The sequence below is a fragment of the Streptomyces sp. NBC_00659 genome, assembly GCF_036226925.1.
Classification (GTDB): Bacteria; Actinomycetota; Actinomycetes; order Streptomycetales; family Streptomycetaceae; genus Streptomyces.
Genome location: NZ_CP109031.1, coordinates 7,326,462 through 7,347,159, shown reverse-complemented (window position 1 = coordinate 7,347,159; position 20,698 = coordinate 7,326,462). Strand labels below are relative to the sequence as shown.

Here is a 20,698-nt window from a genome sequence, read left to right as displayed (position 1 = left end):
CGGAGGGTGTCGTCCGGCAGGCGCGTGTACGGCAGGCCGCAAGGGTCTGCCCTGGGGGAGGAACGGGTCATGAAGGTCAGCGTTTTCGGGCTCGGTTACGTGGGCTGTGTGTCGGCCGCGTGCCTGGCCGGCCAGGGCCACGAGGTCATCGGCGTGGACGTCAACCAGGTGAAGGTCGACCTGGTCAACGACGCCAAGGCCCCGGTGGTCGAGGAGGGGATCGGCGAGCTCGTCGCCGACGTCGTGGGGAGCGGGGCCTTACGCGCCACCACCGACGTCCGTGAGGCGATCGCGGACAGCGAGGTGTCGCTGATCTGCGTGGGCACGCCCTCGGAGCCCAACGGCAGCCTGTGCACCACGTACTTGGAGCGGGTCACCGAGGAGATCGGTGCCGCGCTGGCCGAGCGGGGCGGGCGGCACACCGTGGTGTTCCGCAGCACCATGCTCCCGGGCACCTGCCTGAACCTGCTGGTGCCGATCCTGGAGAAGTACGTCGGCGGAACGGCCGGCGTGGACGTCGGGGTCGCGGTCAACCCGGAGTTCCTGCGCGAGGGCACGAGCGTGCGGGACTTCTTCGACCCGCCGAAGACCGTCATCGGCGAACTCGACGCGGCGAGCGGCGATGTGGTGGCGGCCCTGTACGAGGGACTGCCCGGCGAGGTGTTCCGGGTGCCGATCCCCGTGGCCGAGGCGATCAAGTACGCGGACAACGCCTTCCACGGCCTCAAGATCGGTTTCGCGAACGAGCTGGGCGCGGTGTGCCAGGCCCTCGGGGTGGACTCGCACCAGGTGATCGACGTGTTCCTGGCCGACCGCAAGCTGAACATCAGCCCCGCCTATCTGCGGCCCGGTTTCGCCTTCGGCGGCTCGTGCCTGCCCAAGGACCTGCGCAGCCTGGTCCACGCGGCGCAGCGGGCGGACGTCTCGGTGCCCATCCTCTCCCACGTGCTGCCCTCCAACTCCGACCATCTGCAGCGCGCGGTGGAGATGGTCGAGCGCACCGGCAAGCGCCGGGTCGGCCTGTTCGGGCTGTCCTTCAAACCCGGCACCGACGACCTCCGCGAGAGCCCGCTCGTCGAGCTGGCGGAGAGGCTGTTCGGCAAGGGGTACGACCTGCGGATCCACGACGCCAACGTGAGCCTCTCCCGGCTGCTCGGCGCGAACCGCGAATACATCGAGACCCGGCTGCCGCACCTCGCGCAGCTGCTCGCGGACTCCGTCGACGAGGTGCTGGAACACGCGGAGGTGTGCCTGGTCGGAACCAGGGACCCGGCCGTGCTGTCGGCGCTGCCCCACGGCGACGGCCCGATGATCGTCGATCTCATCCACCTTCCCGACGCCGACGCGCGCCGGACCGAACCGGGATACATGGGCCTTGCTTGGTGACACGACCAGCGGCGACCGGCCTGACCGGCGCGCGCTGATCCTGGTGGAGAACCTGTCGGTGCCCTTCGACCGACGGGTGTGGCAGGAATGCACGACCCTGCGCGACGCTGGCTGGACGGTGCACGTCATCTGTCCCCAGGGCAGCAAGCGGGACACGGAGCCGGAGGCGGTGATCGACGGGGTGCGGATCCACCGCTACCCGTTGCGCGCCGCCACCGGCGGACCGGCCGGCTATCTGCGGGAGTACGGATCGGCGTTGTGGCACACCATGCGACTGGCCCGGAAGATCGGCCCGGTCGACGTGGTGCACGCCTGCAATCCGCCCGACCTCCTGTTCCTGCCCGCGCGGTGGCTGAAGCGGCGCGGAGCGCGGTTCGTCTTCGACCAGCACGACCTGGTGCCCGAGCTGTACCTGTCGCGGTTCGGCCGCGGCAAGGACCTGCTCTACCGCGGTGTGTGCGCGCTGGAACGGATGACCTACCGGGCCGCGGACGTCGTGCTCGCCACGAACGAGAGCTACCGGGACGTCGCGGTGCGCCGCGGCGGCCGACGGCCCGAGGACGTCTTCGTGGTGCGCAGCGCGCCCGACATCGACCGGTTCCACCCCGTACCGCCCGAGCCGGAGCTGAAGCGCGGCAAGCCCCATCTGCTGTGCTACCTCGGGGTCATGGGCCCGCAGGACGGCGTCGACTACGCCTTGCGGGCTCTGGCGAAACTGCGCGACGAGGTCGGGCGGACCGACTGGCACGCGGTGTTCGTCGGCGGCGGCGACACCTTCGAGGCGATGGTGGAGCTGTCCCGGCAGCTCGGGCTCTCGGAGCAGGTGCAGTTCACCGGACGGATCCCGGACGCGGACCTGGTGCGCTACCTGTCCACCGCGGACGTGTGCCTCTCCCCCGACCCGCACAACCCGCTCAACGACGTCTCGACCATGAACAAGGTCCTGGAGTACATGGTGATGGGCAGGCCGCTCGTCTCCTTCGACCTCCGGGAGGCGCGCGTCTCCGCCGGTGACGCCGCCGTCTACGCGCCCGCCAACGACGAGGCCGAGTTCGCGAGGCTCATCGGGCTGCTGCTGGACGATCCGGAGAAGCGCGCTCTGATGGGCAAGATCGGCCAGGAGCGGATCAGCGGCCCGCTCTCCTGGCGCAACTCCCAGGCGTCCCTGCTCGCGGCCTACGCCGCCGCCTGCCGCGACCACGCCCCGGCGTCGGCGGACGATCCTGACCGGGCACAGGGCGGAGGCCGCACCGTTGAACGATGACACGATACGCCTGGTCACGATCGGGCGGATCATCCGTCGGCGCTGGCGGCTCCTCACCGTCCTCGCCCTGGTGGGCGCGCTCGCCGGGTACGGCACGTCCTTGCTCTTCCCGCCGCGCTACACGACGTCGGCATCGGTACTGCTGCCGGGCGCCTGGGAGGAGCGCGAGCTGGTGACCCAGGAGGAGATCGCGACCAGTTCGGTCGTGGTCGACCAGGCGGCCGCCGCGCTGCACTGGTCCGGGGTCAGCAACAGCGAGCTCCGGGACCGGGTGAGCGCCAAGACCGCCGACGGGAACATCATCAAGATCTCGGGCACGGCCGAGACCCCGGAGCGCGCGCAGCAGCTCGCCGACCAGGTGGCCAAGCAGTTCGTCACGTTCGCCGCGCGGATCGTGGACGACAACACCGACCCCGAGGCGGCGGCGCAGCGCGAGGCACTGCAGCAGACGGTGGTGCAGACCAGCCGTCGCATCACCGAGCTGGCCGACGCCGCCGATCCGGGGCAGACCGTGGAGAGCGTGCAGGCCCGCACCGAGCTCGAGAAGCTGCGTACCACGCTCCAGGAGGCCATCGGCAAGCTGGACCAGGCCGACCCCTCCGCCGGCAGGGCCAACATGGTCGTGATGGGGTCGGCCGCCCGGCCGACCGGCGAGGCACCGCCGACCAGGATCCAGCTCGTCGTCGCCGGGGCGCTGCTGTTCTTCCTGCTCGGGGTCGTCGGCCATCTCACCGCGGCCCGGATGAGCCGCCGGCTGCGCACCCAGCCGGAGATCGCCGCGGCGCTGGGCGCGGCGCTGCTGGGGACCGTCGACGTTCCCGGTGAACGGTCCGCGCACCGGCCGGAGGGCCGTGGCCCGCGGGCCACGATCCGCCGGCTGCTGGGCGTCGACGTCCGCTGGGACATACCGGCCCCGCAGGCCTCCGGCGACGAGGTCAGCAGGCAGATCCGCTACCGGCGGGTGTGTACCCGTCTCCGGGACCTGCTGCCCGCTCCGCGGGGGCTGCTGGTCGTCTTCCCGGAAGGCGACGAGATCGCCCGCCGGGCCGCGGGTCAGCTCGTCGCGGAGGCGGAAGGCGATCCCGTGCTGCGGATGGTGGGGGTCTCCGTGTCCCATCCGCTGGTGCCGGACCGCGGCAACGAGTCCGGTGCCCTGGTCGTGCTCAGCCCGGGCAGCTGGACCGCGGGGGAGCTCGCGGGCATCGCCGAGGCCTGTGCGGACGCCAAGTACGAGATCGTCGGCATCGTCCTCGCCGGCATGGTCCGGGCCCTGCCGGCGCGGTCCGCCGGCCGTCCCCGGAACACCTCCACGCCGGTGCTCGCGGTCGGCCACGACGCGAAGGGAAGTTCAGGGTGACGACGAGTACGACTGCGGAGTCGTCGGCCGCCGCTCCGCTGCTGGATCTGCAGGCGCTGGTGGTGGCGGTGCGCAGACGGCGCCGCTTCTGGTGTGCCGTGGGGCTGCTGGGGCTGCTCGTGGGCGCGGCGGTGGCGGTCCTGCTGCCGACGCCGCCGACCGCGGAGACCAAGGTGCTGGTCGCGCATCAGGAGGACCAGCCGAACGACCCCGGAACGCTGATCCGTACCGACGTCGCGCTGCTCCAGACCACGCGGATCGCCGACCGGGCCCTGAAGTCCCTTCACTCTCCGGAGAAGCCGGAGGACTTCATGAAGGACTACACGGGGATCGGCCTGACCAACAACCTGCTGCAGATCACGGTGACCGGTGACAGCGACGCGGACGCGGAGGCCCGCGCCAAGGCACTGGCCGACGCGTTCGTCGCGGACCATGTGAAGCGGATCCGGGCGGCCGCGGACGCCGAGGCCAAGGCCCTGCTCGACCAGCGTGACCGCCTGCAGGGCGAACTCGCCCAGGTCAACAAGGCGATCGGGGACGGATCGCCGCGGAGCGGGCCGACGGCGTCGGCGGACCTGGAGTCGCTCTTCGCCCGCCGGGCCGAACTCACCTCACGGATCTCCGACTTCGGCCAGCGCGCCGCCGAGGCGCGCATCGGCACGCCGAAGCTCATCGCCGGCACACAGATCGTGGACGCCCCGAGCGCGGTGCGGAACTCCCTGCCCGAAGCCGCCGCCACCAACGCCGCGGTCGGCCTCGTCCTCGGCCTCGTCCTCGGCCTCGCGGTGGCCGCGGTCGGTTCGGTGGTGGCCGACCGCCCCGTGCTGCGCCGGGAGATCGCGTCGAACCTCGGCGCCTCGGTCGTCGCGGAGCTGCCCCGCCGGTCGGGCCGGCTGTGGCGGCGCCGGCGGATCCGGCTGGCACGCGAACGGCTCACCACATCCCTGGCGCGCACCGCGCGCACCTCCGCGGAACCGGTGTCACTGCTCGAACTGGGCACCGCGCGCAGCACGAGCGTGCTCGCCCTGGATCTCGCCAGGGCGCTGGCGGCGGACGGGCCGGTGGTCGTCGTCGACGGTCTGCCCGGCCTGCAACTCGCCAAGCGCCGCCCGAAGCCGGGAGACCCGACCGTGGTCAGCGGCGAAGGTGCCGCGTCCGTGCCGCATCAGGAACGCCGGGTGGGAGTCGGCTCGGTGGCGCCCGGCACCGCGTGGACCGACCTGCAGTACCTCGGCACGCGGACCGTGCTGGTCGTACGCGCCGGGCACGGCAGCGCCGCATGGCTGCACACCGTGGCACGGCAGCTCGCGGACCAGCGCATCGCGGTGATCGGCGTGGTGCTGATCGACCCCGATCCGCGTGACCGGACCGACGGCACCCTGTGGGACGGGCTGAACACCGCGCTGCGCGGCCAGGACGAGCGGTCGGCCCGCCAGGGCGGATCGGGCCCGCGGCGGACGGAGCGGCTGCCGATGTGGGCGGCACGCGTCCCGGACAGCGACCAGGAGGCACGGTAGGACATGTGTGGCATCGCGGGTACTTACCGATGGCCCGACGGGAAGGCCGTGGCCGACCGGCTCACCGAGACCCTGGCGCACCGGGGTCCGGACGGGGCGGGCCGCTACAGCCACCCCGTCGGTGACGGCGAGGTGCACCTCGGGCACCGCCGGCTGGCCATCATCGACCTGTCCGAGACCGGCGCCCAGCCGATGGTCTCGGGCGGCCTCGTCCTGACGTACAACGGCGAGCTGTACAACGCGCCCGAACTGCGTGCCGAGCTGGAGGCCTCCGGGGTGCGCTTCCGCGGTACCTCCGACACCGAGGTGCTGCTGGAGGCCTGGCGGCGCTGGGGCACGGACTGCCTGCCCCGGCTGCGCGGCATGTTCGCGTTCGGGATCTTCGACGAGCGGACCGGTGAACTGGTGCTCGCCCGGGACCAGCTCGGCATCAAGCCGCTGTTCCTGCTCCGGCGCGGCGGGGGCCTGGTGTTCGCCTCCGAGCTCAAGGCGCTGGCCGCCGTGAGCGGCGGGTCGCTGGAGGTGGACCACGCCGCGCTGGTGGCCTCGCTGCTCTACTACTGGGTGCCGGACTCGCGCTGCGCGTTCCGCGAGGCGGAGAAACTGCCGCCGGGGAGCTGGCTGAGGTTCCGGCCCGACGGCCGGGTGGAGCGCGGCCGGTACTGGAATCTGAAGGACGTCGCCGCCGAGGGCCAGGAGCGGGCCCGAAGCGGCGACCTGCCGGACATCGCCGCCGTCGTCGAGGAGTCGACCCGGCGCCACCTGCTCTCCGACGTCCCCGTGGCGACCTTCCTCTCCGGCGGTCTCGACTCCAGCTATCTGACCGCGCTGGCGGCCCGCGACCGGCCCGGGATCTCCGCCTACACGATCGGATTCCGGGCCGAGGACGCCAAGTTCGAGGCGATGCCGGACGACCTGCGCTACGCCCGGCAGGTGGCCGAGCGGTTCGGCGTCGACCTGCACGAGATCGAGATCGCTCCGAACGTGCTCGACCTGCTGCCGCAGATGACGCACCACCTGGACGAGCCGATCGGCGACCCCGCCGCGATCAACACGTTCCTGATCTGCTCGGCCGCCCGGAAGGCCGGGGTCAAGGTGATGCTCTCGGGGATGGGTGCCGACGAGCTGTTCGCCGGCTACCGCAAGCACCTGGCCAACCTGATCGCGCTGCGCTACCAGCGGGTCCCGCGGCCGATGCGGCGCGGCCTGTCCGCGGCCGTGGACCGGCTTCCGGTCGCCACGGCCCGCCGGGGGTACCGGTCGGTGCGCTTCGCCAAGCGGTTCCTGTCCTTCGCCGACCTTCCGGAGGAGACCGCGTTCCGGCGCAGCTACACCATGTACGACCGGGACGAGCTGCTCGCCCTGATCGATCCGGACCTGGCCGGGACGGTCGAGGACGTGCTGACCGAGCACGCGGACGTCTACCAGGACAACGACCTCGACGACTTCGTCAACCGCATGTGCCTGGGCGACGCCCGGATGTTCCTGCCGGGCCTGAACCTCGCCTACACGGACCGGTCGAGCATGGCCGCGTCGACGGAGGTGCGGGTGCCGTACGTGGACGTCGAGGTGGTCAGGGCGGCGTTCGCCGTGCCCGGTGACCGCAAGATCGTCGGACGGCAGGGGAAGGCGGTCCTCAAGGAGGCGGCCGCCTCGATCCTGCCCCGGGAGATCGTGTACCGGCCCAAGGGCCTGTTCAGCGCCCCGCTGCGGGCCTGGATGAGCAGGGATCTGGCACCGCTGGTGCGCGAGGTGGTGAACGACGGCGAGCTCGTCCGTTCGGGGCTCCTGCGCCGCGACGCGCTGGCGCGCATGGTCGCCGAGGACGCCGCCGGGCAGCGGGACTTCTCCAAGCATCTGTGGCATGTGCTGACCCTCGAGTACTGGTATCGCGGCGCGGTCTCCGGGTCCGGCCAGGACACTCGCTCGGCGGCCTAGAACACGGCTTAGAAACAAGGGGACTTCGGGTGAAGCAGGTTGTTCAGAACTACAAGAGCGGCGAGCTGGCGGTGCTCGACGTGCCGGTGCCGGAGTGCAAGCGGGGCGGTGTGCTGGTCCGCAGCACCTACTCGCTGATCTCCACCGGGACCGAGCTGATGAAGGTGTCCGAGGCCGGCATGTCGATGCTGGGCAAGGCCCGCTCCCGGCCGGACCAGGTGGCCAAGGTCATGCAGAGCGTGGCCACCAACGGGGTGCCCGCCACCTACCGCAAGGTGATGGGCAAGCTGGATTCCTACACGCCGCTGGGCTACTCGCTGTGCGGGGTGGTCGAGCAGGTCGGCGCGGGGATCGACGACGTGAAGGTCGGCGACCTCGTGGCCTGCGCCGGCAACGAGCACGCGCTGCACGCCGAGCTGAACTGGGTGCCGAAGAACCTCTACGCCCCGGTACCGGACGGCCTCGCGCCGCGGCACGCGGCGTTCGGCACCGTCGGGTCGATCGCGATGCAGGGCGTACGCCAGGGCGAGCCGCAGCTCGGCGAGGTGGCACTGGTCATCGGCCTCGGGCTGATCGGGCAGCTGGTGGTGCAGCTCCTCGTCGCCGCGGGGGTCCGCGTCGTCGGGGCGGACCCCGACCCGACGCGCTGCGAACTGGCCGAGCGCCTGGGTGCCGCGGCCTGCGGCGACCCCGCCTCCGCGGCCGTGGAAGCCGCCGTCGCCGAACTCACCGCCGGCCACGGCGTGGACCAGGTGTACCTGGCCGCCGGCGGCGGCAGCAACCAGCCCGTCGAGCTGGCCGCGCGGCTCTGCCGGGACCGCGGCCGGGTCGTCGACATCGGCAAGTGCCGTCTGGACCTGCCCTGGAACGCGTACTACGAGAAGGAACTCGACGTCCGGTTCTCCCGCAGCTACGGCCCCGGGCGCTACGACCCGGAGTACGAACTCGACGGCCGGGACTACCCGATCGGCTACGTGCGCTGGACCGAGCGCCGCAACCTGGCGTGCTTCCTCGATCTCGTCGCCCGCGGCCGCGTCGACGTGGAGCCCCTGGTCTCCCACGTCGCCGACTTCGACGACGCCGTCGAGACGTACCGGAGCCTGAAGGACGGTGAACTCAAGGCCGTGGCCGTGCTGTTCCGGTACCCCGGGCAGACGGCCGAAGCGAAGGCCGAGGCCGAGGCCCCGGTGGTGGACGTGCCCGCGGTGCGACGCGGCGCCGGGGTCTCCGGACCGGCCCGGCCGGCCTCGGCGCCGGTGCGGCTGGCGTTCGTCGGCGCGGGCAACTACGCGACGTCGATGCTGCTGCCGCACCTGACGCAGCGCGACGGGGTCGAGCTGTCGACGGTCGTCACGACGACGGCGCTGTCCGCGGCCAACGCGCAGCGGAAGTTCGGCTTCGCCGAGGCGACCACCGACCTCGACGCCGTGCTCGGCGACAAGTCCGTCGACGCGGTGTTCGTGGTCACCCGGCACAGCTCGCACGCCGAACTGACCCGCAAGGCCCTGCTCGCGGACAAGACCGTGTTCGTCGAGAAGCCTCTGGCGCTCACCGAGGACGAGCTGGCCGGTGTGCTCGCGGCGGTGGAGGAGTCCGGCAACGACCGGATCCAGGTGGGCTTCAACCGCCGGTTCGCGCCGCTGCTCCAGGAGGCCAAAACCCGGTTCGGCGCCCGGACCGGTCCGGCGAGCCTGCGCTATCTGGTCAACGCGGGCCGGCTGACCCACGGGAGCTGGTATCTCCAGCAGGGCACCGAGGGCTCACGGTTCGCGGGCGAGGGCGGACACTTCATCGACACGGCGAGCTGGCTGCTCGACGCCGACCCGGTCTCGGTGTACGCCGTCGCCGCGTCCGGCAACGAGGACCTTCAGGTCGTCCTGCGCTACCCGGACGGGTCCACCGCCACCATCAGCTACGTCACCACCGGCGCGTCCGGCTTCCCCAAGGAGACGCTGGACCTGGTCGCGGACGGCAAGGTGCTGCGGCTCGACGACTTCGTGCGGGCCTCGCTGTATTCGGACGGCAGGAACGGCCGCAAGCGGTGGGTCAGTTCGCGGCTGCCCAAGGCCCGGGACAAGGGTCAGTCCGCCGAACTGGCCGCGTTCGTCAAGGCCGTGCGGACCGGCGGCCCGATGCCGGTGCCGCTGGAGTCGCTCGTCGCCACCACGGCGGCCACCCTCGCCGTGCGGACCGGCCTGGCCGGCGGCGCGCCGGTGACGTTGGCGAGCGCTCGATGACCATGAGCGCGGGCTGGTACCTGCGGCGGCTGTCCCGGATGGGGCCGCGGGAGATCGGCGGCCGGGTGGGCGACACGGTGCGCAGACGGCGGTGGCGGTCGGCGCCGCCGGACTGCCCGGACGTGACCGGCGCCCGGTTCACCGCGTCACTGCCCGCGGGCACGGTCGACGCGGTGGCACCCGACGCCGCGAAGCGTCTCGTCGCCGAGGCGGACCGGCTGATGGCCGGGCACGCCGAGTTCTTCGGCGTCGAGCGCGACGACCTGGCCGACCCGGACTGGTGGTACGACCCGAAGACGGGACGCCGGGCGCCGGAGGGCTACGCCTTCGACGTGCCGTACCGCGACGAGGACCGGGTCGGTGACATCAAGCAGATCTGGGAGCCGTCCCGGCATCAGTACCTGACCGTGCTCGCCGCCGCCTACGCGGTCACCGGGGACGAGCGGTACGCCGAGCGGGTGGCCGGGCACCTGCGGTCGTGGTGGGCGGCCAACCCGCCACTGCGCGGGGTGCACTGGACCAGCGGCATCGAGCTGGGCATCCGGCTGCTGTCCTGGGTGTGGGTCCGCCGGCTGCTCGACGGCTGGCCGGGCGCGGCCGCCCTGTTCGAGGACAACCCGGTGGCGCTGAACCAGATCTGGCACCACCAGCGCTGGCTGGCCGCCTTCCCCAGCCGCGGGTCCTCGGCCAACAACCACGTCATCGCCGAGACCGCCGGGCAGTTCGCCGCGGCCTGCGCGTTCGGGTGGTTCCCCTCCTCGGCGCGCTGGCGGGCCGACGCGCTGCGGTCGCTGGAGCGGCAGTTACGGAGCAACACCTTCCACTCCGGCCTCAACCGCGAGCTGGCCACCGAGTATCACGGACTGGTGCTGGAGCTCGGCCTGGCCGCGGTGGCCGAGGCGGACGCGGCGGGCGTACCGGTCCCCGTGACGGTCCGGCTGGTGCTGCTGCGGATGACCGACGCGCTCGCCGCCGTCGTGGACAGCCGGCTGCGGCCGCCGCGTCAGGGGGACGCGGACGACGGGCACGGTCTGGTCGTGGACGGCGCGGGCACCGACCGCTGGGGCTCGCTGCTGGCCACCGGGGACGCCGTGTTCGGCCGGCTCGCCTGGTGGCCGGCGGTGACCGGCACCGATGTGCGGACCCCGCTGCTGGCCGCGCTCGTCCAGCCGTACTCGCTGATCGAGAACGCGCCGGCCGTGTCCCGCCCGGCGGAGCGGCCGGCCCATTTCGCCGACGCGGGCATGACCATCCTGCGCGGTCCGGGAGAGATCTGGTGCCGCTGCGACGGCGGTCCGCACGGGTTCCTGTCGATCGCCGCGCACGCTCACGCGGACGCGCTGTCCGTGGAGGTCCGGCACGACGGGGTCGACGTGCTCGCGGACCCGGGGACGTACTGCTACCACGGGCAGCCCGAGTGGCGGCGGTACTTCCGGTCGACGCTCGGCCACAACACCCTGGAGCTGGACGGCGGTGACCAGTCCGTCTCCGGCGGCCCGTTCCTGTGGACCCGGCACGCCCGCACCCGTGTCCTGGTCACGGACCCGTCCGGCGCCTCCGACGGCGGGGTGGCCCGCTGGTGCGCCGAGCACGACGGCTACGAAGGCTCCGCGCACCGCCGCCGGGTGGAACTGACGGCCGCGAGCCGGGAGTTGACGGTGGTCGACGAGGTGAGCGGACCGCGCCGGGACGTGCGTCTGGCCTTCCACCTCGGCCCGGCGATCACCGTCGAGCTCGTGGACAACCGGGCGCTGCTCAGCTGGACCCGGGACGGCGAGGACCGCTCCGCGGAGCTCGACCTGCCCGGGCGGCTGACCTGGCGGGCCCATCGCGGCGAGAGCGAGCCGCCGCTGGGCTGGTACTCCGCCGGCTTCGGGCGCAAGGAACCCGCCACCACGCTGGTCGGCACCGGCGTCGCCGAGGGCACGCAGGGGTTCACCACCGTACTCAGGTTCCACGGCTAGGGAGGAAGGACGCTTGGCGATCAAGTGGCGGCACTGGGCGATGCCGGCTGCGCTGCTGGCGCTGGCCGTGCCGGCGGCGACCGGCTGCGACAGCTCGCAGGACGGGCGGCTGAAGCCGACCGCCGGGCCGTCCACGTCCGTGGCCCGGGTGTGCGCCAAGCCCGCGTCCGGACCGGCGAAGGCGCCGGCGGGCGCGGTGACGGTCGACCCCTCGAAGGCAGGCGACCTGGCCGAGAAGACCAAGAACAGCCCCCCGAACACCACGTTCTGGCTCAAGCCGGGCAAGCACCGGCTCGAGGCGGACCGCTACGCCCAGGTCATCCCCAAGAAGGGGGACGTCTACCTCGGTGCGCCGGGCGCGGTGCTCGACGGCCGGAAGACCAACCAGTACGCGTTCGGCGGCACCGCCCGCGACGTCTCCATCCGTTATCTGACCGTGCAGGGGTTCGTCGCCCCGCGCGACGAGGGCGTGGTCAATCACGACTCGGCCGACGGGTGGGTGATCGAGCACGCGACGATCCAGCGCAACTCGGGCGCCGGGCTGATGGCCGGGGCACGCCAGCAGGTCCGCGCCAGCTGCCTGCGCGACAACGGCCAGTACGGCGTGAACGCGTACAAGGGCAACGGCCGGATCAGCGGCCTGGTGCTCGAGGGCAACGAGATCGTGGGCAACAACACGGACGACTGGGAGCGCAAGCGGTCGGGCTGCGGCTGCACCGGAGGCGTCAAGTTCTGGGCCGTCGACGGCGCCGACATCCGCGGCAACTGGGTGCACGACAACCGCGGGACCGGGTTGTGGGCGGACACCAACAACAACGACTTCCTCATCGAGGACAATGTGCTCGAGGCCAACGACGGGGCCGCGCTGATCTACGAGACCAGCTACAACGCGGTCATCCGGAAGAACACGATCCGGCGGAACAACTGGGTCGAGGGCCGCAAGTACGCGGACCGCGGGGACAACTTCCCCTTCGCGACCCTCTACTTGTCCGAGTCCGGCGGCGAACCACGGGTCCGCGCCCGCACGGACAGGATCGAGGTCTACCGGAACCTGCTGGAGGACAACTGGTCCGGGATCACCCTGTGGGAGAACGCCGACCGGTTCTGCAACAGCCCGGCCAACACCTCCTCCGGTGACTGCACGCTGCTGGTGAAGGACATCGACCGCTGCGCCCGGCCGGCGATCGCCACCGAACCGCTCTACGCCGACTGCCGGTGGAAGACCCAGCGGGTGGACATCCACAACAACCGCTTCGTGCTGGACACGTCCGTCGTCGGCTGCACGGTGAAGTGCGACCTCATGGCGGTGCTGGCCAACTACGGCACCTATCCGGACTGGTCGCCGTACCAGGGCGACCGGGTGGCGGAGGCGATCACCGGCGAGCAGCACAACCGCTGGCATGACAACACCTATGTCGGACCGTGGAAGTTCGTCGCCCACGACCCGAGCCGGGTCCTCGACTCCGGGCAGTGGCAGGGCACCCCGTACCGGCAGGACGCGGGCAGCACCTTCCGCACCCAGGACGGTGGTTGAGATGAGCGGGGACCACACGACGAGCGGTGACCACACACCGAAGATCATCGGGACCGTCTGGGGGCTGCTGGTCCTCAACACGCTCGGGTCCGCCGGGGCGAAGACCATCGTCCCGCTGCCCCGCTCCCTCATCCAGATGGTCACCATGGGCGCCCTGGTCGCCGCGTTCGCCCTGGCGCTCGTGGTCAACGTCCGGCTGCGCGTGCGGCCCAGCGCCTTCGTGTTCCTGCTCACCCTGCTGCTGGTGTCGAGCGTGTTCTCCAGCGTGCATCTGGAGTCCGGGTTCGGCGCGCTGTTCCGCTGCGTCCGGCTGGCCCTCTTCGTCGGCACGCTGTGGCTGGTCAGCCGCTGGTGGGACGGCAGTCTGACGTTCGTCCGGCATCACATCCGGATGTACCTGGCGGTGCTCGGGACGGTGGCCGCCGGCGCGGTCCTCTCACCGGGCGCGGCCCTGCCCGACCTCTACGGCGGGCGGCTGGTCGGCGCGTTGTGGCCGCTCACCCCACCGCAGATCGGACAGTACGCCGCGGTGATCATCGGGCTCACCGTGCTGCTCGTCCTGGGCCGCCGGACCGACCGGACCAGCGCGGTGGTGGTCATCGTGCCCTCGCTCGTCCTGCTCGCCCTGACCCACACCCGCACCGCCACGCTCGGCCTCCTCATCGGACTGTGTCTGGCGATCGGCTCGCTCGTCCTGAACAGCGGCGCCGCCCGGCGGTTCTTCGCCTGGGCGGTGCTGAGCGCCACGGTGGCCGCGGTGGGATTCGCCTCCGCGCTCCAGACCTGGTTCCTGCGCGGACAGAGCCAGGAGAACTTCTCCAGCCTCACCGGTCGCGCCAAGGTCTGGCACGCGCTGCTGGCAGCCCCCCGGTCGACCACGGAGTACCTGTTCGGCGCGGGTCTGGGCGACAAGTCGTTCGGCGGGCTGCCGATCGACAACAGCTGGCTGGCCGTCTTCAACGAGCAGGGCGTGATCGGCGTCATCCTGGTGGCGGCGGTCATCATCGTGCTGGGCGGTGTGGCGTTGCTGCGGCCGCCGTCGCTCCAGCGGGCCTGCGCGATCTTCCTGATCAGCTACTGCGCGATCGCGTCGTACACCGAGGCCGGGCTGGGCGACGCCTCCCCGTATCTGCTGCACCTGGCCGTGGCCGCCTCGCTGCTGGCGGCGCCCGCCCCGGCCACTCCCCTCCCGACGCCCCGGGTCCCCCGGCGACACGTCCCTCGATGGGCCCAGAGATCGGAGGTGATCTGAGCATGCACGTCCTCGTGGTGCACAACCGCTACGCCTCGGCGCAGCCGAGCGGGGAGAACAAGGTCGTCGACCAGGAGGTGGCGCTGCTGCGCGAGGCCGGCCACCAGGTCGAGCTGTTCGAGCGGCGCAGCGACGACATCGCCGCCCGGTCGCTGCCGGGCAAGGTGGCGGTACCGCTGCTGGTGCCGTGGAACCCGGCGGTCCGCTCGGAGCTCGCCGCCAGGCTGCGCGCCGACCGGCCGGACGTGGTGCACGTCCACAACGTCTTCCCGCTCCTGTCGCCCGCGGTGCTGGCCGCCTGCGCCGACGCGGGCGTGCCCGCCGTCGCCACGCTGCACAACTACACCCAGGTCTGCCCGCCCGGCACGCTGCAACGGGACGGCCTGCCCTGCACCGAGTGCGTCGGGTCCTCGCCGCTGCCCGCCGTCCGGCACGGCTGCTACCGGGGCTCCCGGCTGGCGACGGTGCCGCTCGCGGTCAGCATGGCGGTCAACCGGCGGCGGTGGTGGACCGGCGTGGAGCGGTTCTTCTGCATCTCCGCGGCCCAGCGCGACGTCCTGGTGGGGGCCGGCATGCCGGCCGGGCGGCTGGCGGTGAAGCACAACTTCGTGCCCGAACCGGGCGCCCGCCGGAAGGGCGACGGCGAGCATCTGCTCTATCTCGGCCGGCTCGCCGAGGCCAAGGGCGTACGGCTGCTCATGGCCGCCTGGGACGAGATCGCCGCCGGGGGCGGTGTGGGCGTACCGCTCGTGATCGCCGGCACGGGGCCGCTGGAGCCCGAGGTGACCGCCTGGGCCGCGGGCCGGGACGACGTCCGCTACGTCGGCCTGTACGACCAGGAGCAGTGCCGGCAGGCGATCGCGCGGTCGGTCGCCGTGGTGGCTCCCTCCACCTGGCTGGAGGCGTTCGGCCTCGTGGTCGTGGAGGCGATGGCGGCGGGGGTCCCGACGGTCGCCGCAGGTCACGGTGCCTTCGTCGAACTCGTCGAGGAGGGGGTGACGGGGCTGCTGCACGAGCCGGGTGAGGCCGCCTCGCTCGCGTCCTGTCTGCGCCGGATCACGGCCGGGCCGGACGACAACCGGGAGATGGGGCGGGCGGCCCGGCGCCGTTACGAACAGGGTTTCAGCCCGGCCGTCGGGCTGGAGCGCCTGGTGGAGGAGTACCGGACCGCGATCGCGGGACGGTCGGCACATGCTCGCGGCGGGAACACCCGCGCGTTCAAGGGGGATGGGGAAAGTACATGACACGATGCCGACTCTGCGGCTCGCACGCGACGGCGAGCGTCGTCGATCTGGGGGCGACCCCGCCGTGTGAGAGCTTTCTCGCCGCGGACCAGCTCGACCGGCCGGAGCCCGCGTACCCGCTGCACCTGCGGGTGTGCACCGACTGCTGGCTCGCGCAGATACCTCCGCTGATCGAGCCGGAGGAGACGTTCACGGAGTACGCGTACTTCTCCTCCTACTCGACGTCCTGGGTGGAGCACGCGCGCACGTTCGTCGCCGACGCCGCCCAGCGGGTGGGTCTCGGCCCCGACGCCTTCGTGGTCGAGGTCGCGAGCAACGACGGGTACCTGCTGAAGCACGTGGTGGACCGCGGGATCCGCTGCCTCGGCGTCGAGCCCTCGGTGAACGTCGGCGCCGCGGCCCGGGAGGCGGGTGTGCCCACGCTCACGGCGTTCCTGGACCCGGACACCGGCGCGGCCGTCCGCGCCGAGCACGGCCCGGCGGACCTGGTCGTGGCCAACAACGTGTACGCGCACATCCCCGACGTGGTCGGGTTCACCCGGGGGCTGCGCGCCCTGGTCGCCGACGACGGCTGGGTCTCCATCGAGGTGCAGCACCTGCTGACCCTGATCGAGGAGAACCAGTACGACACGATCTACCACGAGCACTTCCAGTACTACACGGTCGCGTCCGCGATCCGGGCGCTGGCGAGCGGCGGACTCGCGCTCGTGGACGTCGAGTTGCTGCCCACGCACGGCGGCTCCATCCGGCTGTGGGCCCGGCCGGCCGAGGTGGCCGGCGAGCCGAGCGGGAAGGTGGCCGAGGTCCTCGACCGGGAGAAGGCCGCCGGGCTCCAGGACCTGTCCGGCTACACCGAGTTCTCCGGCCGGGTGGCCAAGGTGCGCCGGGATCTGCTGCGGTTCCTCATCGAGGCGGCCGAGCGCGGTGAGACGGTCGTCGGCTACGGCGCCCCGGGCAAGGGCAACACCCTGCTCAACCACTGCGGCATCCGGCCCGACCTGCTCGCCTACACGGTCGACCGCAACCCGTACAAGCACGGCAGGTTCACCCCGGGCACCCGCATCCCGATCCTGCCGCCCGAGCGGATCGCCGCCGACAAGCCGGACTACGTGCTCGTCCTCCCGTGGAACCTGCGGGACGAGCTCGTCGAGCAGCTGTCCTTCGTCCACGACTGGGGCGGCCGGCTGGTCTTCCCCATTCCGGAACTGAGCATTGTCGAGGTCAAGGCATGAAGGTCGTACTGTTCTGCGGCGGTTACGGGATGCGGATGCGCAACGGAACCTCCGATGACGTGCCCAAGCCGATGGCGATGGTCGGCCCGCGGCCGCTGATCTGGCACGTCATGCGCTACTACGCGCACTTCGGGCACACGGAGTTCATCCTGTGCCTCGGGTACGGGGCACACCACATCAAGGACTTCTTCCTCAACTACGAGGAGACGACGTCCAACGACTTCGTGCTGCGCGGCGGGCGGACCGAGCTGCTGTCCACCGACATAGCCGACTGGACGATCACCTTCGCGCAGACCGGCATCGAGTCACCGATCGGGGAGCGGCTGCGCCGGGTGCGGCACCATCTGGACGGCGACGAGATGTTCCTCGCCAACTACGCCGACGTCCTCACCGACGCCCCGCTGCCGGAGATGATCGACAAGTTCGCCCGGCGTGACGCCGGCGCCTCGATGATGGTGGTGCCGCCGCAGTCCTCGTTCCACTGCGTGGACCTGGGCGACGACGGCCTGGTGGGGGGCATCACCGCGGTGAGCGACATGCCGCTGTGGGAGAACGGCGGCTATTTCGTGCTCCGCCAGGAGGTCTTCGACCACATCCCGGAGAACGGGGACCTGGTCGCCGACGGCTGCGCCCAACTGGCCAAGCGGGGACGGCTGGTGGCGCACCAGCACCGCGGCTTCTGGAAGCCGACCGACACGGTGAAGGAGCGGGCCGCGCTCGACGACGCCTACACCCGGGGCGAGCGCCCGTGGGCCGTGTGGGAACACGGCGCCACGACGGCGCGGGTGCCCGCGAGCCGGGCCGGCGTCACGGCGGGCACCGCGTGATCCGGCTCGGGACCGGGCGCCTGGGCCGGATCGTCGCGGTGGGCGCGCACTGCGACGACATCGCCATCGGCGCCGGCGGCACGCTGCTGACGCTGTGCCACGCGCGGCCGGGCATCCGCGTCGACGCGCTGGTGCTCACCGGCGGTGGCGGCGAGCGGGAACAGGAGGAACGGGCCGCGCTCGCCGCCTTTTGCCCCGGCGCCGACCTGCGGCTGACCGTGCACAAGCTGCCGGACGGACGGCTGCCCGCGCACTGGGACGAGGCCAAGGGCGCGGTCGAGGAGCTGCGCGCGGGCACGGAGCCGGATCTCGTCCTCGCCCCGCGCACCGACGACGCGCATCAGGACCACCGCGGTCTGGCGAAGCTGATGACCACCGCGTTCCGCGACCACCTGGTGCTCGGCTACGAGATCGTCAAGTGGGACGGCGATCTCGGCCGGCCGTCGGCGTACCAGCCGCTGTCGCCGGAGATCGCCGAGGAGAAGGTGCGGCTGCTGCAGGAGCACTACCCCTCGCAGCGGCACCGGCCCTGGTACGACCGGGAGGCCTTCCTCGGGCTGGCCCGGATCCGCGGTATCGAAAGCAACGCGCGCTACGCCGAGGCGTTCGCCGTCACCAAACTCACTCTCGACCTGGGGGAATGAACCTTGCGCGTACTGCTGACCGGGCACCAGGGCTACCTGGGCACCGTCATGGCCCCTGTCCTCACGGCCGCCGGGCACGAGGTCGTCGGTCTTGACTCCGGCCTGTTCGCCGACTGCGTGCTGGGCCCGACGCCCGCCGACCCGCCGGGACCGCGGGTGGATCTGCGTGACGTCACGGCCGAGCACGTGGCCGGGGTGGACGCCGTGATCCACCTGGCCGCGCTGTCCAACGACCCGCTGGGGTCGCTGGCGCCGGAACTCACCTACGACATCAACCACCACGCGTCCGTACGCCTGGCCCGGCTGGCCCGCGAGGCCGGGGTGCGGCGCTTCCTGTACGCGTCGACGTGCTCGGTCTACGGCGCCGCCGGCGGCGACGACCTGGTGGCCGAGGACGCCCCGCTGCGGCCGGTGACGCCGTACGCGGAGTCCAAGGTGCGGGTGGAGGACGACCTGCACGAGCTGGCCGACGACGACTTCACCCCGGTGTACATGCGCAACGCCACCGCCTTCGGCTTCTCGCCCCGGCTGCGCGCCGACATCGTGCTGAACAACCTGGTGGGGCACGCCCTCCTGTCCGGCGAGGTGCTCGTGCTCTCCGACGGCACCCCCTGGCGTCCGCTGGTGCACGCCGCCGACATCGCGCGGGCCTTCGCGGCCGCGCTGACCGCGCCCAGGGAAGCGGTGCACGACCGGGCCTTCAACATCGGCGGCGAGTTCAACAACGTCACGGTCGCCGAGATCGCCGACCAGGTCGCCGAGGCGGTGTCCGGCGCGAAGGTGGTGATCACCGGGGAGAACGGTGCCGATCCGCGGTCGTACCGGGTGGACTTCTCCCGGTTCCGCGCCGCGATCCCCGGCTTCGACTGCGAGTGGACGGTGAAGCGGGGCGCGCTCGAACTCGCCGACGCCTACCGGGAACACGGTCTGACCCGGGAGAGCTTCGAGCAGCGCTTCACCCGGCTCGCCGTGCTGCGCGCCGCGTCCGACGCCGGCACCGTCGACGACACCCTGCGGTGGCGCCGGTGACCAAGCTCGGCGAGGAGATGCACGCGCTGGTGGAGCGGATGTACCCGCTGTGCCGGAGCATCACCGGCGACGGGGTGCGCGCCACCCTGGACATCGTCGGTGAGCACATACCGCTCCAGGTGCACGAGGTACCGACCGGGACCCAGGTGCTCGACTGGACGGTGCCGCAGGAGTGGAACATCCGGGAGGCGTACATCGCCGACAGCACGGGCAGGCGGGTCGTCGACTTCGCCGCGTCCAGCCTGCACGTGCTCGGCTACAGCGTGCCGGTGTCGGCGACCATGCCGCTGTCCGAGCTGCGCGGACACCTGCACACGCTGCCGGACCACCCGGCCTGGGTGCCGTACCGCACCAGCTACTACAAGCCGGAATGGGGGTTCTGCCTGGCCCAGGACACCCTGGACGCGATGCCGGACGGCGACTACGAGGTGCGCGTCGACTCCACGCTCGCCGACGGGCACCTCACCTACGCCGAGCACGTGGTCCCCGGGCAGATCGCCGACGAGGTGATCGTCTCCTGCCACGTCTGCCACCCGTCGCTGGCCAACGACAACCTGGCCGGCATCGCCGTGGCGACGTACCTGGCGCGCGCGCTGGCGGAGCAGAGCCCGTACTACACCTACCGGTTCATCTTCGCGCCCGGCACCGTCGGGGCGATCACCTGGCTGGCCCGCAACGCGGAGCGGGTGGACCGGGTCAGGCACGGGCTGGTGCTGGCCTGCGCGGGCGACTCGGGCCGGCTGACGTACAAGCAGAGCAGGCGCGGGGACGCGGAGATCGACCGGGTGATGCGGCACGTGCTGGCATCCTCCGAACGTCCGCACCAGGTCAAGGAGTTCACCCCGTACGGGTACGACGAGCGGCAGTACTGCTCGCCCGGGTTCGATCTCGGCGTGGGCTCGCTCAGCCGGACCCCGTACGCCGGCTACCCCGAGTACCACACCTCGGCGGACGACCTGGACTTCGTCTCCCCGGAGGCGATGGCGGACACGCTCGCCGTGTGCCGCGAGGCCTTCGCCGTCCTGGACCGCAACCGGAGCTACGTCAACCTCAGCCCCTACGGCGAGCCGCAGCTCGGCCGGCGCGGGCTGTACGACTCGCTCGGCGGCCGCAGCGACGCCAAGGAGGCCCAGATGGCGATGCTGTGGGTGCTCAGCCTCTCCGACGGCGAGCACAGTCTGCTGGACGTCGCCGAGCGCGCCGGGCTGCCGTTCGACACCGTCGCCGCCGCGGCCGACGCCCTGCACGGCGCCGAACTGATCAAGGCGTGACG

14 protein-coding genes and 1 pseudogene are annotated in these 20,698 nt (G+C 72.1%); all 15 read left to right on the top strand.

The window, feature by feature from the left end; translation table 11 throughout:
- The first annotated feature begins 69 nt into the window (after positions 1-69).
- The 15 genes and pseudogenes from OG410_RS32025 (at position 70) to OG410_RS31955 (ending at position 20,696) form a co-directional block, all read left to right on the top strand.
- Positions 70-1,386 carry a nucleotide sugar dehydrogenase gene (locus OG410_RS32025; RefSeq protein WP_329302283.1) on the top strand — a complete coding sequence of 439 codons (1,317 nt, stop codon included), beginning with the start codon at positions 70-72 and terminating at the stop codon, positions 1,384-1,386.
- Positions 1,376-2,643: pseudogene (locus OG410_RS32020) on the top strand (glycosyltransferase family 4 protein). Before OG410_RS32025 ends, OG410_RS32020 begins: the two are co-directional and overlap by 11 nt.
- The gene (locus OG410_RS32015) at positions 2,640-4,007 is read left to right on the top strand and encodes a Wzz/FepE/Etk N-terminal domain-containing protein (RefSeq protein ID WP_329302281.1); all 1,368 of its coding nucleotides are present in this window, start codon (positions 2,640-2,642) and stop codon (positions 4,005-4,007) included. Before OG410_RS32020 ends, OG410_RS32015 begins: the two are co-directional and overlap by 4 nt.
- Positions 4,004-5,524 carry a Wzz/FepE/Etk N-terminal domain-containing protein gene (locus OG410_RS32010; RefSeq protein WP_329302280.1) on the top strand — a complete coding sequence of 507 codons (1,521 nt, stop codon included), beginning with the start codon at positions 4,004-4,006 and terminating at the stop codon, positions 5,522-5,524. Before OG410_RS32015 ends, OG410_RS32010 begins: the two co-directional genes overlap by 4 nt.
- A gap of 3 nt (positions 5,525-5,527) precedes the next feature.
- A complete protein-coding gene (asnB, locus tag OG410_RS32005) occupies positions 5,528-7,462 on the top strand; it encodes an asparagine synthase (glutamine-hydrolyzing) (RefSeq protein WP_329302279.1) in 1,935 nt (644 codons plus the stop codon).
- Between the two features lie 29 nt (positions 7,463-7,491).
- Positions 7,492-9,699 carry a bi-domain-containing oxidoreductase gene (locus OG410_RS32000; protein ID WP_329302278.1) on the top strand — a complete coding sequence of 736 codons (2,208 nt, stop codon included), beginning with the start codon at positions 7,492-7,494 and terminating at the stop codon, positions 9,697-9,699.
- Complete coding sequence (locus tag OG410_RS31995) at positions 9,696-11,663, top strand: heparinase II/III family protein (RefSeq protein WP_329302277.1); 1,968 nt, start codon at positions 9,696-9,698, stop codon at positions 11,661-11,663. Before OG410_RS32000 ends, OG410_RS31995 begins: the two co-directional genes overlap by 4 nt.
- A gap of 13 nt (positions 11,664-11,676) precedes the next feature.
- On the top strand, positions 11,677-13,197 hold the full coding sequence (locus OG410_RS31990) for a right-handed parallel beta-helix repeat-containing protein (RefSeq protein ID WP_329302276.1): 1,521 nt from the start codon (positions 11,677-11,679) through the stop codon (positions 13,195-13,197).
- 1 nt (position 13,198) lies between these two features.
- The gene (locus OG410_RS31985; RefSeq protein WP_329302275.1) at positions 13,199-14,449 is read left to right on the top strand and encodes an O-antigen ligase family protein; all 1,251 of its coding nucleotides are present in this window, start codon (positions 13,199-13,201) and stop codon (positions 14,447-14,449) included.
- Between the two features lie 2 nt (positions 14,450-14,451).
- Positions 14,452-15,693: a glycosyltransferase gene (locus OG410_RS31980; protein ID WP_329302274.1), complete on the top strand. Its 1,242-nt coding sequence runs from the start codon at positions 14,452-14,454 to the stop codon at positions 15,691-15,693.
- On the top strand, positions 15,690-16,925 hold the full coding sequence (locus OG410_RS31975; protein ID WP_329302273.1) for a class I SAM-dependent methyltransferase: 1,236 nt from the start codon (positions 15,690-15,692) through the stop codon (positions 16,923-16,925). The genes OG410_RS31980 and OG410_RS31975 overlap by 4 nt, the downstream gene beginning before the upstream one ends.
- The gene (locus OG410_RS31970; RefSeq protein WP_329302272.1) at positions 16,922-17,752 is read left to right on the top strand and encodes a glucose-1-phosphate cytidylyltransferase; all 831 of its coding nucleotides are present in this window, start codon (positions 16,922-16,924) and stop codon (positions 17,750-17,752) included. Before OG410_RS31975 ends, OG410_RS31970 begins: the two co-directional genes overlap by 4 nt.
- Entirely contained in the window at positions 17,749-18,396 is a 648-nt protein-coding gene (locus OG410_RS31965; protein ID WP_329302271.1) for a PIG-L deacetylase family protein, read from the top strand. Before OG410_RS31970 ends, OG410_RS31965 begins: the two co-directional genes overlap by 4 nt.
- A 3-nt stretch (positions 18,397-18,399) precedes the next feature.
- Complete coding sequence (locus tag OG410_RS31960) at positions 18,400-19,425, top strand: NAD-dependent epimerase/dehydratase family protein (protein WP_329302270.1); 1,026 nt, start codon at positions 18,400-18,402, stop codon at positions 19,423-19,425.
- The gene (locus OG410_RS31955) at positions 19,413-20,696 is read left to right on the top strand and encodes a DUF4910 domain-containing protein (RefSeq protein WP_329302269.1); all 1,284 of its coding nucleotides are present in this window, start codon (positions 19,413-19,415) and stop codon (positions 20,694-20,696) included. Before OG410_RS31960 ends, OG410_RS31955 begins: the two co-directional genes overlap by 13 nt.
- Positions 20,697-20,698 lie beyond the last annotated feature (2 nt).

Bases quoted from the DNA above. Each gene is read 5' to 3' on its own strand.
- OG410_RS32025 (WP_329302283.1), top strand. From the start codon at position 70: ATGAAGGTCAGCGTTTTCGGGCTCGGTTACGTGGGCTGTGTGTCGGCC.
- asnB (WP_329302279.1), top strand. From the start codon at position 5,528: ATGTGTGGCATCGCGGGTACTTACCGATGGCCCGACGGGAAGGCCGTG.
- OG410_RS31995 (WP_329302277.1), top strand. From the start codon at position 9,696: ATGACCATGAGCGCGGGCTGGTACCTGCGGCGGCTGTCCCGGATGGGG.
- OG410_RS31985 (WP_329302275.1), top strand. From the start codon at position 13,199: ATGAGCGGGGACCACACGACGAGCGGTGACCACACACCGAAGATCATC.
- OG410_RS31980 (WP_329302274.1), top strand. From the start codon at position 14,452: ATGCACGTCCTCGTGGTGCACAACCGCTACGCCTCGGCGCAGCCGAGC.
- OG410_RS31975 (WP_329302273.1), top strand. From the start codon at position 15,690: ATGACACGATGCCGACTCTGCGGCTCGCACGCGACGGCGAGCGTCGTC.
- OG410_RS31970 (WP_329302272.1), top strand. From the start codon at position 16,922: ATGAAGGTCGTACTGTTCTGCGGCGGTTACGGGATGCGGATGCGCAAC.